The organism is Streptomyces sp. YIM 130001, assembly GCF_003574445.1.
Lineage (GTDB): Bacteria > Actinomycetota > Actinomycetes > Streptomycetales > Streptomycetaceae > Streptomyces.
Map to the genome: position 1 here is coordinate 174,903 of NZ_KZ984558.1, position 14,354 is coordinate 189,256.

Genomic DNA, 14,354 nt, shown 5'->3' on the forward strand with positions numbered 1-14,354 from the left:
TTGGGACCTTCATGACCCTGATCCTCGGCATCGACATCGGCACGTCCTCGTCCAAGGGCGTCCTCACCCGCCCTGACGGCACCCTGGTCACCCAGGCCGTACGCGAACACGCCACCGACACTCCGTTCCCCGGACGTGTGGAGCACGACGCGGAACGCGTGTGGTGGTCCGACTTCGTGGCGCTGGCACGGGAGTTGACCACCGCGGCGGCGGCCTCGGGCGAGCGCGTGAGCGCGCTCGGCATCAGCGGCATCGGCCCCTGCCTGCTGCCCGTCGGCGCGGCCGGCACCCCACTGCGCCCGGCGATCCTGTACGGAGTCGACACCCGGGCCGGCGACCAGATCGCCGCACAGACCGCGCGCTACGGCCAGGACCGCATCGCCGCCCGCTGCGGCTCCGTCCTCACCAGCCAGGCCATCGGCCCCAAACTCCAGTGGCTGCGCGAACGCGAGCCCGACATCTACGGCGCCACCTCCCGCTGGTACATGGCCAGTTCCTGGCTCGCGCACCGCCTCACGGGCGCCTATGTGCTCGACCACCACTCGGCCAGCCAGTGCACGCCGCTCTACGATCTGCACACCAACAGCTGGATCGAGGACTGGTGCGAGGAGATCGCGCCGGGTCTCGAATGGCCCGAACTCGTCTGGCCGGCCGACGTGGTGGGCGAGGTGACCGCCGATGCCGCCGCCGTCACCGGCATCCCCGCCGGGACCCCGGTCGTCGCCGGCACCGTCGACGCATGGGCGGAGGCGACGGCGGTCGGCGCCACCCGGCCGGGCGACCTGATGCTGATGTACGGCACCACGATGTTCCTCGTGAACTTCACCGCCCAGCCGGTCTCCAGCACCAAACTCTGGGGAACCACCGGCGCATTCCCCGGCACCTACTGCCTGGCCGGCGGCATGGCCACGTCGGGCGCGGTCACCGCCTGGCTGCGCGATCTGACCGGCTCCGACTATCCCACCCTCGTCTCCGAGGCGGCCCAAGTCCCGCCCGGCGCCGAGGGGTTGCTCATGCTGCCGTACTTCGCGGGGGAGCGGTCGCCACTCTTCGACCCGGACGCCCGGGGAGTGGTGCACGGTCTGACGTTGCGTCATGGGCGGGGCCACCTGTACCGGGCCGCCCTCGAGGGCACCGCCTTCGGCGTACGCCACAACCTCACCGCGGTGACCGAGGCGGGCGGCGACCCGCACCGGCTGATCGCGGTCGGCGGCGGAGCCCGCGAACTCTGGACGCAGATCGTCTCCGACGTCACCGGCAAACCCCAGCAGGTCCCGCGCCACACCATCGGAGCCGCCTACGGGGACACCTTCCTCGCGGCGGTCGGCGCGGGCCTCGCGGAACCGGGTGACATCGCATCGTGGAACCCCGTGGAGTCCGTCGTCGAACCGGACCCTTCCCGCGGCCCGCTCTACGAGGAGCTCTACGGCCACTACCTGGACCTCTACCTGTCCACCCGCGACACCGCACACGCCCTCGCCGCCCGCCAGCACGCCGACGCGAACTAGGAGGTGGCCCCGGCTCGCAGGTGCAGATCTTCCACCGGAACCCCACCCATGCCCGCAACCGGGCCATCCACCGGAGGACTTGAGACGTGCAGAGGCGCTCGGAGCCGATCCAGCCATACAGCGAGGAGTCCGCCGCGTTCGACGCGGACCGGCCCTGGCTGCGTCACTACCGCGGCCAGGACCGCGCCCACATCGTCCTGCCGGTCGGCGGCATCGGCACCGGGTGTATCGGGTTCGGCGGCCGCGGCCAGCTCCTGGACTGGGAGTTGTTCAACCGCCCGGCGAAGGGAACCGGGGCGGACAGCTTCTTCTCGGTGCGCCTGGACGACGGCGAGCGCGTCACCACCCGCGTCCTCGAGGCATCCCTCCTCGAGCACGAGTACGAGGGTCCGCACGGCAGCCGTTCCGCACTGCACGGACTGCCCCGGTTCCGGCACGGCGAGTTCGCCGCCGCCCACCCCTTCGGCCAGGCCCTGCTCACCGACCCCGAACTCCCCGTCGTGGCCACGGTGTCCGCGTACAACCCCTTCGTGCCGGGTGACGCGGAAGCCAGCGGCCTCCCGCTTCTCATCCACCGCACCCGCCTGCACAACACATCCGACCGCACGGTCGAGGCCGCGGTCTGCGGCAGCCTCCAGCACATCGCCGGACGCGGACCGGACGGGCGTATCCCGCCGGGCAACACCTTCTCGCTCGTCCACTCCGGCGGCGACACCACCACACTCGCGGGCCGATGCGGCGACACCGTCGCCCCCGACGACGAGGCGCGCGGAAGCCTCGCCCTCGCCGCCGTCGACGGGCCGGTCACCTCGCACCGGTTGACCTGGGCACGCCGCTCCTGGGGTGACTCGCTCCTGGACTTCTGGGACGACTTCGCAGACGACGGCCGGCTCGAGGCACCCGGCGAGGGAGCCCGTGTGCCCACCGGCTCCCTCGTCGTCACCCGGCGGATCCCGCCCGGTGCCTGCGCCGACTTCACCTTCCTGATCGCCTGGCACTTCCCCAACCGCCGTGCCTGGACCCACCACTTCGCGGGCCCACCGGACTACGGCCACGGCGGACCGCTGGTCGGCAACCACTACACGACGCGCTTCACCGACGCCGCGGACGTCGTACGCCACGCCGCGCCCCGACTGCCCGAGTACCTGCGGCGAACCCGCGGCTACGTGGAGACGGTCACCGGATCCGACCTCCCCGAAGCGGTGCAGGACGCCGTCCTGTCCAACGCCGCCGTACTCAAGTCGCCCACCTGCTTCCGGATCGCCGACGGCACCTTTCTCGCCTGGGAGGGCGGCAACACCGACCACGGCAGCTGCCACGGGAGCTGCACCCATGTCTGGAACTACCAGTACGCGCTCGAGCAGCTCTTCCCCGACCTGGCCTGGACGATGCGGGAGGTCGAGTTCGTCCACAGCCTCGACGAGCGCGGGAAGATGAGCTTCCGCGCCGGCCTCCCCCTCGCCACCGAGGGCACCAAGTGGCCGGTCGCAGCCGCCGACGGACAACTGGGCGCGCTGCTGCGCCTGCACCGGACCTGGCAGCTCACCGGCCGCGACGACCTCCTCGCCGCGTACTGGCCCGGGGCCCGCAAAGCCCTGGAATTCACCTGGATCCCGCTCGGCTGGGACGCGGACCGCGACGGCCTGCTGGAGGGCTGCCAGCACAGCACATCGGACGTCGAGTACTACGGCCCGAACGGCATCAACCAGTCCTGGTACCTGGGCGCACTCGCCGCCTCGGCCGAGATGGCCCGCGCCGTCGGTGACACCGCCTTCGCCGACGACTGCGAGGAACTCCTGACCCGCGGCGCCACCGCCACCGACGCCGAACTCTTCAACGGCGAGTACTACGCCCACACGGTGCTCCCGCCGGGCACCGCCGACCGCATCGCCGACGGGCTGCGCATCCGCTACGACGGCGACAGTCCCGACGTCGGCTCCGACGACCTCGTCGACCCGGACCTGCAGATCGGCCCCGGCTGCATGACCGACCAGCTCGCCGGCCACGCCCTGGCCCGCCTGTGCGGCCTCGACGACCGGCTCGACCCCGAGCACGTCACCACCGCCCTGCACAGCATCGTCCGGCACAACCACCGCGCGGAGTTCCACTCCCACTTCAACCACCTGCGCAGCTACGCACTCGGCGACGAGCACGGACTGCTCAACTGCACCTATCCGCACGGCGGCAGGCCCGAACGCCCCTTCCCGTACTGCAACGAGGTATGGACCGGTCTGGAGTACACGGCGGCCGTCGCACTCGCCACCCACGGGATGCACGACCTCGCCGAACACATCGTCGACGACGTGCGCGCCCGCTACTCCGGCCGCACCCGCAACCCGTTCAACGAAGTGGAATGCGGCAACCACTACGTCCGCTCGATGGCGTCCTTCGGCCTCCTGCACGCCTGGCCCCGCACGGTCGTCGATGCCCGCAGCCGCACCATCACGCTCGACCCGCTGCCCGGCCGCTGGCCGGTCATCGCCGGCGCACTCGTCGGGACCGTGGAGGTGACCGAGGCACGCACCGCGCGGTTCGCAGGCCGATACGGAGGCGAACCGTACGAGCTCGTACTGCGGCCCAGCGGATGAGTCACATGCGCAACCCCGGGACAACCCAGGACAGGAGACCCAGCGATGCACACCTTCCAGCGGGCACCCCTCACCCGGCGCCGCGCGCTGCGCATGTCGGCCGCCGCCGCCACACTCCCCGCGGCCTCCGCACTCACCGCCTGCGGTGGACCGGACGATGGCGGAGGCTCGGCCGCCACCGGTGACCTGAACCTGATCTACCTCGGCGACGCCACCCAGCAGAAGTCGTTCAACGCCCTCTTCGACGAGTTCAACAAGGCGCACCCGAAGATCCGCGTCAAGGCCCGCGGGATCGCCTCCAAGGACTGGGCGACCTTCGCCAACACCGTCTCCACCCAGATCGCCGGAGGCAAGGTCCCCGACATCGTGCAGGTCGCGACGGAAGGCCAGCGCCTGTTCGCCTCCAAGGGACTCCTCGAACCGCTCGACGCCTACATCGACAAGGACAAGAAGACCGTCGACGCCTATTTCGCGGATGTCGACCCGAAGCTGCGCCGCTGGACCCAGAAGTACGGCTCCACCGACGACGGCCGCACGTACTACATCCCCGGCGGCTACAACACCGTCGTCATGTACCTCAACACCGAGGTCTTCGCCGAGGCCGGCGTCGATCTGCCGTCGGGGGAGTGGACCTGGGACGACTTCAGGCAGGCAGGACTGCGGATCAAGGAACGCACCGGCGCCTTCCTGCTGCCGGTCGGCTACGGCTTCCCGTTCGTCGACATCCTGCCGTGGCTGCTCACCAACGGCACCAGCACCCTCAACAGCGCCTGGGACAAGGGAACGTACGACTCCCCGGAGGCCGTCGAGGCGGCGGCCTTCGTCAAGAGCCTCGTCGACGACGGCCTCTCGCCCAAGCCCGGCGGCACCTTCGACGCGGGCGCGCAGCTCGCCAAGAACAAACTCGCCGCACTCGGCGGCGGACGCTGGCCGACGGCCGACCTGCGCCGGCTCGAGATGGTCGACAAGGTGCGGATCGTCAGCTGGCCGGTGAAGGCCGGCCGGGGCTCGCCCGTCGGCTGGGACGGCTGGCCGATCCTGAAGGCGTCCAAGAAGAAGCAGGCCGCCTGGACGTTCCTCAAGTGGCTGATGACCAAGGACGCCTCGCAGTTCTACGCCTCCATCGGCGGCACCAACGTACCGGCCCGCAACTCGGTGGCCGAGAGCGCGAGTTTCACCGACGAAGCACCTGAAGGCACCGGGGAGCTCCCCAAGGCGATCGGCTACGGCGCACCCATACCCTCACCGATCCAGGGCGCGCAGATGCAGGCCGCCGTCACACAGGGCTGGCAGGCCGCCATCACCGGCACCAAGCCGGTGCGCGAGGCGCTGGAGGCGGCGAACAGCAAGTTGAGCGGGCTGCTGTGACCGACACAGCCGCCCCTGCCGTACGGCGCGGCGGGCGGCACGGACAGCCCGGGGAGCGGCGTGCCGGACCGCGGCGCGGATGGGTGGGATACGCGTTCGTCAGCCCGGCCGTGCTGCTGTTCCTGGTGTTCGTGCTCGGACCGTTCGTCGTCGCGATCGGTCTGAGCTTCTTCCAGTGGGACATGCTCACCCCGGCCCGCTTCACCGGCACCGAGAACTTCACCCGGATGTTCTCCGACCCGCTGCTCTACACGGCCCTCGCGAACACCTTCGTCTTCGCCCTGGCCTCCGTCGTCACCCACCTGGTCGGTGGCCTGCTCCTCGCACTCGCGGTCAACAGAGCGATGAGCAGGGCCCTTTCGTACTTCGTCCGCACCGCGCTGTTCTTCCCGTTCGTCATCTCCTGGGCGGCCGTCGCGCTGCTCTGGAAGTACGTACTCGACCCGACCTTCGGCATCGTGACGCACTACGCGGGCGAGGTGGGTATCACCACTCCGGACTGGTTCACCGACCCGGCCTGGGCGCTGCCCGCGATCATCGGCATCGACTTCTGGCACACCATCGGCTTCACCTTCGTGATCATGCTCGCCGGGCTCCAGACGGTGCCGAAGGAACTCGTCGAGGCGGCGCGCTGCGACGGAGCCGACGGGCGTCAGGTCCTGTGGCACGTGACGATCCCGCTGATGTCACCGACGATCTTCTTCGCCGCGGTCATCACGTTCATCGGCGCGTTCCAGATCTTCGATCCGGTGCAGATCATCACGCCCCAAGGCGGCCCGGACGACTCGACGTTGACCGTGGTCATGTACCTCTACCAGAAGGGCTTCGAGTCCTTCCAGGTCGGCTACGCCTCGGCGGTCTCGCTGCTGGTGTTCGTCGTGATGATGGCCGTGACGCTGCTGCAGTTCTGGGGATCCAGGAAGTGGGTGCACCAACAGTGAACAAGGCAGCGGGAGCCGTGATCAACACGGTGCTACTGGTCGTCGGGCTGCTCATGGTGGCGCCCCTGGTGTGGCTGGTGGGCCAGAGCCTCACTCCGGAGAAGTCGGCCTTCTCGATCCCGCCGGAGTGGGTGCCGGCGCCGTTCACCTTCGACCATTTCGGCGGCATCCCCGAGCTGATCCCGTTCGGTCGGATGGCACTCAACAGCCTCCAGGTGGCGGTCATTTCGACCGCCGGATCGCTGCTCGTCAGTGTCCTCGCCGCGTACGCCTTCTCCCGGCTGAGCTTCCGCGGACGCGACGGACTCTTCCTTCTCATGCTCAGCGCGCTCATGGTGCCGGTACAGATGACGGTCATCCCGGTCTTCGTCCTGATGCGCAACCTCGGCCTGGTCGACACCCTCGCCGCACTCTGGCTGCCCGCCCTGATCAACGTCTTCTCGGTCTTCTTCCTGCGGCAGTACTTCAACACCATCCCGCGGGAACTCGACGAGGCGGCCCGGATCGACGGGGCGGGCCATCTGTGGATCCTCTTCCGCATGATCGTGCCGCTGTCCGGTCCGGCACTCGCCGCGATGACGATCCTGACGTTCGAGCTGTCCTGGAACAACTATTTCGGACCACTCATCTTCCTGAGCACACCCGAGCACATGACCCTGCCCATCGGTCTCGTCGCCCTGCAGAACGGCCAGTCGGGCTCGTCGGTGGTCGTGTTCGCGGCGATCACCGCGGTCGTACTGCCCGTGCTCGCCTTGTTCCTCGCCTTCCAGCGCAGCTTCGTGGCGAGCATCGCGTCCGCCGGGCTGAGGGGCTGAGCACGATGGCCGTCCGGGAACTCGGTGCGGGTGAACGCGAGGCGCTCCTCGGCACCCTGCGCGGCGCGTGGCCCGGCCTGCCCGCGCTCCTCGCCGCGAGCGTGACCGTGTGCGCGGGAGCCACCGTGACGGCGCTCCTGTCGCCGGGCATCACGCCGGTCTCGGTGCTGCTCGCCGCCGTCCTCGTGGGCCCGGGGACGGCGGCGCTGACCCGGGCCGCCGACGGCGGTGCGACGGTCCGCCAATGGTGGTGCGCCCTGAGGGAGTTGTGGCTCTACGGGATGGTGAACTGCCTGATCGCGGCGGCCCCCGCGGCCGCCCTCCTCGTCGCACTCACCATGTGGCGACAGTCCGACGCGGACTGGCTGCTGCTCTCCGTGGGGCTGAACGGAGCGGCGGCGCTGCTCGCTCTGCTCGCCCTGGCGGTGGCCCTGCCGCTCGGTGTCCTGCGCCCCGACCTGCGCGGGCGGCTCCTGTGGGCGTGTGGACTGCATCTGGTGCTGCGGCATCCGCTGCGGCACCTGGCGGGCCCGTCGCTCGCCGTGCTCGGCGTCTGGGCGTCCGTCCACTGGTCCGCCTCGCTGCTGCTCCTGACGCCGGGCCCTGCCATGGTCGTGACCGTCGCCGCGGTGCGCCTCGCGGCGGCCGACCCGTCCGAGGAGGCGGACGACGGCGGACGTGCTTGACTCGATGCATGGTCAGCATCGGATCGGTAGTGGTGGGTGTGGCGGACGTGCCGCGCGCGGTCGTGTTCTGGACGGATGTCCTGGGCTACGTGCTCCGGGAGGAGCCGGAACCCGACTGGGCGGTCCTGGTGCCCGCCGACGGCCGGGGCGTGCGCCTCTCGCTCGGCCTCAGCGACGTTCCGGTGCAGTCGTACCCGCGGATTCACCTGGACCTGTACGCGGCGGACGCGGCCGATCAGGCGGCCGAGGTGGAGCGGTTGGTGTCGCTCGGCGCGAGCCGGGTTGACTGGGACCGATACCCTCCGGACCCCGACTTCGTGGTGCTCGCCGATCCGGACGGCAACCGCTTCTGCGTGATCGACACCAGCCACGGCTGATCGGCGGGCAGGGGGCCGGCCGGGGCCCGTGGCGAAGGGTCCCCGGCCGGAGTGCTGCGGGACGTGCGCTCAGCGGGTCTCGCTCAGCGGGAGACACGGATGCGGTGGATCCGGTCCTCACCCTCGGGTCCCGAGCCGGACTTGTCCACGGCGTAGGCGGTGCCGCGGTGCACGGCGATGTGATTCGGGTCGGCGCCGGTGGCGTGGGACTCGACGACCGCGCCCTTGCGCGGGTCGACGACCGAGATCGTGCCTGCCGTACGGTTCGCCACCAGGACGCGTCCCGAGCGGGGATCGAAGACAACGTTCAGGGCTCCCTCGCCGGTGGCGACCGTACCGGTGACCTCGCCCTTGCGCAGGTTCACCACGGAGAGGCCGCCGGCGGCCTGGTCCGCGGTGTAGGCGGTGCGGCCGTCACGGGACAGGGCCACCGAGATCGGCCCGTCGCCCGCGGGGATGAACCGCGGTTCCTTGGCGTACGGCGAGATCTCGATGATGCGGTCGCCTTCGAGATCGGTCGCGTACACCGTGCCGGTGCGCTCGTTCACGGCGAGGCCCGTGGGGGAGGAGCCCTCGACCGTGACGCGCTTGTTCTCCTTGAACGTACGTGTGTCGAAGCCGATCACCGTGCCGTCGCCGAAGCCGCTGGCCCAGGCCACGTCGTGCCGCTCGTCCACGACGACCTCACGGGCGTGCGCCACGTCGGGCAGCGTCGCGAGGTGTTTGCCGTCGCGCTGGCTGTAGACCGCGACGGAGTTGTCGCGGGTGTTGGTGGTCCAGACCGTGTTGTGCTCGTCGTCCACGGCGATGCCGTACACGGCCTCGACGGCGCCGGTCTCCTGATCGGTCACCGGCGGGGTGTAGGAGGCCTTCACCTCGAGTGAGCGCGGGTCGACCTTCAGCAGGCTGGACTGGGTGACCGGCGGACGGCCTACGGCAGAGGTCGTCCACAGGACGTTGTTCCGCTCCGAGTACGCGGACTGGTACAGGCCCTGGGCCAACGGCGCCGACGTGACGGGCGAGGCCGCGGAGCCTTTGCCGGGCTGTGCGGTCGCGGTGCCGGCCACGGCCAGCGAACTCCCCGCGGCGACGGCGACGGCGATCGCTGCGGCACGACGGATACGACGGGTGAGTGAGGACATGCTGCGTCAGTCTCCTGATGCTGATGTGCCTCCTGGGAGGAGGCGACGTGGAATCAACTTAGCTTAGGCTTGCCTAAGTTAGTCAAAGGTGGGTCGGCACCGGCTCATCCGTCGATTTCCCTCAGCCGCTCCGTCAACCTGGCCCCGATCGCGTCGAGTTGGTGATCCTGCAGCAACTGCGGATGGGTGCAGTCGAGGTCCAGATTCGCGATCTCACCCACTACATGCGGCTTCCATGCCTCCCTGGTCAGCCAGTCCTCCGCGCGCGGCGCGGCCGCGGTGAAGAACAGCACGTCGCCGTCGTAGGTCCCGTGCTCGTGCTCGCGCATCATCCGCGCGTGGTTCGGCACGATGTCCACGATGCGGTTGAGCGTGTGGTCGCCGAGTCCGGCCAGCGGGCTGCCGCCCCGCCGCAGCGTGGCGAGTACGTCGTCCCGGTCGCGTTCGCCGGTTCGCTCGAAGCCCGCCATCCGCAGCACGGCCGTCAGGGCGTCACCCTCCTCGGGGGCGGGCCGCTCACGCCACTGCTCGGCCGGGAACGCGTCGAGCAGCGCCAGGAGTTGGACCTCCTCGCCCGCCTCCTGCAGCAGCACGGCGACGGTGTGCGCGAGGATCCCGCCGACCGACCATCCGATCAGCCGGTACGGGCCGTGCGGCCGGACCTCGCGGATGTGCCGCACATAGTCCGCCGCCTGCTCCTGCAGGCTCACGGGCAGCGGTGCGTCGTCCGTCAGGCCCCTCGCCTGGATCCCGTACACCGGCTGATCCGGACCGAGGCGGGCGACGAGGCCCGCGTAGCACCAGGCGATGCCGCCGGCCGGATGGAAGGCGAACAGCGGGGGCCGCGCGCCCCCCGGTCGCAGCGGAAGGACGCAGTCGAGCGCGTCCCCGGAGGTGGGGCGCCCGGATCCGAGGCGGTCCGCGAGGCGAGCCGGGGTCGGTGCCTCGAAGAGCGAACCGATGGTGAGTTCGGAGCCCAGCTCCTCGCCGATCCGGGTCACGAGCCGCACAGCGAGCAGCGAGGTGCCGCCGAGATCGAAGAACGCGTCGTCCGGGCCCACCCGTTCGACGCCGAGCACCTCCGCGAAGAGACCGACCAGCGTCCTCTCCAGCGGACCCGCCGCGTCCCGTGCTTCCTGTCCGCCCGTGTGGACGGGGGCGGGCAACTCCCGCCGGTCCAGCTTCCCGTTGGGGCTGAGCGGGAACGCATCGAGGACCAGGACCGGGGCCGGCACCATGTGCTCGGGCAGCTCACGCGCGAGCGACGTCCGCAACTCGGCCGGATCGGCGTCACCGGTCACGTAGCCGACCAGCCGCTGGTCTCCCGGACGATCCTCACGGACCAGCGTGCACGCACCCGTGACACCCGGACGTGCGGCCAACGCCGCCTCGATCTCGCCGAGTTCGATGCGCTGACCGCGCAACTTCACCTGGTGGTCGGTGCGGCCGAGATACTCCACCTCGCCCTGTTCGGTCCATCGGGCGAGGTCACCCGTGCGGTACATCCGCTCACCGGGCGGCGCGAACGGATCGTCCACGAAACGCTCGGCGGTCAGCTCGGGCCGGTTGAGATAGCCGTCGGCCAACTGTCGCCCCGCCAGGAACAGTTCACCCGGAACTCCGGGCGGGCACGGCTCGAGCGCCGCGTCCAGGACGTACAGGCGCGTGTTCCACACCGGCCGCCCGATCGGCACAGGGCCGGTGTCCCCGGCCTCGCAGGTGTGATGGCTGACGTCGACCGCGGCCTCGGTCGGCCCGTACAGGTTGTGCAGGCCGACCCGGGGCAGCACCTTGCCGAAGGCCTGCGCGGTCTCCCGCGGCAGCGCCTCGCCACTGCAGAACACCCGGCGCATTCCCGAGCACAGCCCGGCGACATCGGCGCCCCCGGTCAGGAAGACCTGCAGCATGGACGGCACGAAGTGGCAGGTGGTGACGGCCTGTTCGGCGATCAGCCGGGCCAGGTACACCGGATCCTTGTGGCCACCCGGCTCCGCCACCACAAGGGCCGCGCCCTCACGCAGCGGCCAGAAGAACTCCCACACGGACACGTCGAACGAGGACGGGGTCTTCTGCAGAACCCGGTCGTCGGACCGGAGCCCGTAGGTGTACTGCATCCAGCGCAGCCGGTTGTCGATCGCACCGTGCGACACCACCACGCCCTTGGGGCGCCCGGTCGACCCCGAGGTGTAGATGACGTAGGCCGGGTCCGCAGGCGTCAGGGGCCTCGCCGGATTCGTCGGCAGGTACTCCGCGAGTACGCCGGCGTCGAGCTCCGGCAGGACGACGAGCGGGGTCCCCGCCTCCTCCGGCAGCCGGCTCGCCCGGTCGGTCACGGCGCACACCGGCGCCGCGTCTCGAAGCATGTAGGTGAGCCGCGCCTGCGGATACTCGGGGTCGAGCGGCAGATACGCCGCACCCGACTTGAGGATCGCCAGGAGCGACACGACCAGGTCCACGGAACGCGGCACCGCGACGGCGACGAGCCGCCCCGGGCCCGCGCCGAGCGACTGCAGATGCCGGGCCAGGCGGTTGGAGCGGGCGTTCAGCGCGCCGTACGTCAGCGAGGTGTCGCCGAAGACCAGGGCCGTGGCGTCCGGGCAGCGAGCGGCACGTGACTCGATCGGACCGATCAGGGTCGTCGGCGGCAGATCACGCTCGGTGCGGTTGAACTCGTCGACCACCAGGGCGCGTTCGGCCTCGGTGGCGATGCCGTGCGCCCCGAGCTGTGCCTGCGGGTCGGTGTTCGCGAGAGCTTCGAGCAGGTGCAGGAAACGGTCCTGATGGGCCGCGAGAGCCGCGTCGTCGTACAGCGCCGGATTGCCGTCGTGATCGATGCGCAGGCCTCGGCCGTCGGCGCGGTCGTAGACGTTGACCGTCAGATCGTCGACCGGCCCGGCGGACAGATTGCGGGCGCGTGCCTCGGTGCCGGCGAAGTCCAGGGCGTAGTCGAACGGCATGACGTTCACCAGCGGACCGACCAGGCCGCGGCCCTCGCCGAGCAGACCCAGATCGCGGCGGATGTCCTCGTAGCGGTAGCGCTGGTGCCGGCGGATCTTCCGTACGCCGAGCACCACCTGCCGCACCAGTTCGGCGAACGTGTCCGTCGGCGAGACGGTGAGCCGCAGCGGCAGCACGTTCATCACCATGCCGGGGATACGCAGCGACGCCGAGCCGACCCGGCCCATCATCGGCAGCCCGAGGACCACGTCCGACTGCGCGGTGGCACGCGAGGTGTACAGGGCCTGGGCGGCGATCAGCACCTCCGGCCAGGTCGCCCGCAGCCGGCCCGCCACCTCACGGAGCCGTTCCGCGGTCACCTGCGGCAGATGGGCGGTCCGCCGGCGGAACGTACGGCCGGGCAGCGCGCCCCGGCCCGCGAGCCGAGGCACCTCGGGGCGGTCGGCGAAAGCCTCCGACCAGTGGTCGCGGTCCGTCGCGTACGCCTCGGACGCCCGGTACTCCGCGTCCTGCTCCACCAGTTCCTCGAGTGAGCCGAAGGTGCGGGCGGACGGTTCCTCGCCGCGCGCCAGGGCCGAGTAGACCTCCGCCGTACGCCGCGCGAGCAAGGAGTAGCCGAAGCCGTCGATGACCAGGTGGTGGATGCACTGGTACCACAGCCACCGGTCGTCGCCCACGCGGAACAGGGCCTGGCGGAACAGCGGACCGGCCGTGAGATCGCAGGGGGTGGCCAGGTCCTCACGCATCCACGCCTCGGCCCGCTCCTGCCCGTCGGCACGACCGCTGAAGTCCAGGACGGTGAGCGGCAGTTCGGCCTCCGCCTCCACGTACTGCCGCGGCCCGTCCGGGGTGTCCACCACACGTACCCGAAGCACATCGGCTTCCGCGGCGACCCGGCGCAGGGCGGCGGCGAACAGGGCCGGGTCGAGCGGGCCGTCCATCTCCAGGCACTCCGCGGTGTTCTGCGCGGGGCTGAGCGGGTCGAGAGCCTGGGCGAACCACATGCCCGACTGGGCGGCGGTGAGCGGGAGTTCGACCGGAGGCACCACGTCGGCCGACGTGCCCGGATCGGTGTGCAGGAGTGTCATGAGACCTTCACCCCCAGCATCGGTGCCCAGGCCTCGATGGCCGGCTGCTCGGCGAGATCGGCGAAGTCGGCGGTGACCGCGTGGTCACGACGCCAGCCCTCGAGCAGGGCCATGATCCGGACCGAGTCGAGGCCGTAGTCCAGCAGGTTCTCGTCGAAGGGGATCTCGGCCGGCTCCTCGCCGAGCGCGTCGGCGACGTCGGCGCGGATCTGTTCCACGGTGAGCGCCATCGGTTCAGGCCTCCTTGAAGAGGGCGTCGGTGGTGGTCACGACCGCGCAGCGCCCGGCGGCCCAGGTGAGAGCCATGTCGTGGTCCGCGCGGGAGAAGTCGGCCACGGCGTCGGCCACGACGAAGGCCTGGATGTCACGCATCCAGGCGTCGCAGGCCGACATCAGTACGCCGATGTGCGCGTAGACACCGACCACCACAAGCTGGTCACGGCCCGACTCCCGCATCAGATCGGCGAGTTCGGTGCGGACGAAGGCGCTGTACTTCCACTTGGTGAGCCAGGTGTCACCGGGTTCGGGTGCGACAGCGGCCGGCGTCGCGAGCGCTTCGGGGCCATCGGCCACGCCGGGCCCCCAGAAGTCGAGTTGGAGCCCGCGCTCCTCGGGAGTCTGACCGCCGCGCTGCGCCGAGTAGACCACAGGGACCGAGCGCTTGCGGCTCTCGGCGAGGACGCGCGAGGTGTTGTCGAGGAGCCCGGTGAGCGGCTCGGTCCCGGCGGGAAACGCCTTCAGGAAGTGATTCTGCAGGTCGTGCACCAGCAGTACGGCGCGGGACGGATCGACCTTCCACGACACGCGGTTGGCGGGGAGTTCGCCCTCGGTGGGCAGGGCGTAGGGGGCGATGGCGGGAAGTGCCATGAGGGTGGGGCCTTTC

At 70.6% G+C, this 14,354-nt stretch carries 11 protein-coding genes; 7 read left to right on the top strand and 4 right to left on the bottom strand.

All coding sequences use genetic code 11. The annotated features are described in order from the left end of the window. Positions 1–11: 11 nt before the first annotated feature. From DSC45_RS20665 to DSC45_RS20695, 7 genes are all read left to right on the top strand, one after another. Positions 12–1,508 carry an FGGY-family carbohydrate kinase gene (locus tag DSC45_RS20665; protein ID WP_119293107.1) on the top strand — a complete coding sequence of 499 codons (1,497 nt, stop codon included), beginning with the start codon at positions 12–14 and terminating at the stop codon, positions 1,506–1,508. An 86-nt stretch (positions 1,509–1,594) separates the two neighbouring features. Then, a complete protein-coding gene (locus DSC45_RS20670) occupies positions 1,595–4,096 on the top strand; it encodes a GH116 family glycosyl-hydrolase (RefSeq protein ID WP_240434755.1) in 2,502 nt (833 codons plus the stop codon). A gap of 45 nt (positions 4,097–4,141) precedes the next feature. After that, complete coding sequence (locus tag DSC45_RS20675) at positions 4,142–5,464, top strand: ABC transporter substrate-binding protein (RefSeq protein WP_240434756.1); 1,323 nt, start codon at positions 4,142–4,144, stop codon at positions 5,462–5,464. After that, entirely contained in the window at positions 5,461–6,405 is a 945-nt protein-coding gene (locus DSC45_RS20680) for a carbohydrate ABC transporter permease (protein ID WP_119293108.1), read from the top strand. The genes DSC45_RS20675 and DSC45_RS20680 overlap by 4 nt, the downstream gene beginning before the upstream one ends. After that, on the top strand, positions 6,402–7,220 hold the full coding sequence (locus tag DSC45_RS20685; protein WP_240434757.1) for a carbohydrate ABC transporter permease: 819 nt from the start codon (positions 6,402–6,404) through the stop codon (positions 7,218–7,220). The genes DSC45_RS20680 and DSC45_RS20685 overlap by 4 nt, the downstream gene beginning before the upstream one ends. Positions 7,221–7,225: 5 nt before the next feature. Next, positions 7,226–7,906, top strand: coding sequence for a hypothetical protein (locus tag DSC45_RS20690; RefSeq protein ID WP_119293110.1), 681 nt, complete (start codon positions 7,226–7,228; stop codon positions 7,904–7,906). Between the two features lie 8 nt (positions 7,907–7,914). After that, positions 7,915–8,283 (top strand): VOC family protein, encoded by a 369-nt coding sequence (locus DSC45_RS20695; protein ID WP_119293112.1) that lies wholly within the window; start codon positions 7,915–7,917, stop codon positions 8,281–8,283. A gap of 83 nt (positions 8,284–8,366) precedes the next feature. Here the strand turns inward: DSC45_RS20695 and DSC45_RS20700 are convergent, their stop codons facing one another. The 4 genes from DSC45_RS20700 to DSC45_RS20715 all read right to left on the bottom strand — a co-directional run bounded on the left by DSC45_RS20700 (position 8,367) and on the right by DSC45_RS20715 (position 14,338). Beyond that, positions 8,367–9,425 (bottom strand): YncE family protein, encoded by a 1,059-nt coding sequence (locus DSC45_RS20700; RefSeq protein ID WP_119293114.1) that lies wholly within the window; start codon positions 9,423–9,425, stop codon positions 8,367–8,369. 104 nt (positions 9,426–9,529) lie between these two features. Beyond that, complete coding sequence (locus tag DSC45_RS20705) at positions 9,530–13,471, bottom strand: non-ribosomal peptide synthetase (RefSeq protein ID WP_119293116.1); 3,942 nt, start codon at positions 13,469–13,471, stop codon at positions 9,530–9,532. Further along, on the bottom strand, positions 13,468–13,701 hold the full coding sequence (locus DSC45_RS20710; RefSeq protein ID WP_119293118.1) for a phosphopantetheine-binding protein: 234 nt from the start codon (positions 13,699–13,701) through the stop codon (positions 13,468–13,470). Before DSC45_RS20710 ends, DSC45_RS20705 begins: the two co-directional genes overlap by 4 nt. Positions 13,702–13,705: 4 nt before the next feature. After that, positions 13,706–14,338 (bottom strand): isochorismatase family protein, encoded by a 633-nt coding sequence (locus DSC45_RS20715; protein WP_119293119.1) that lies wholly within the window; start codon positions 14,336–14,338, stop codon positions 13,706–13,708. Between the last annotated feature and the right edge of the window lie 16 nt (positions 14,339–14,354).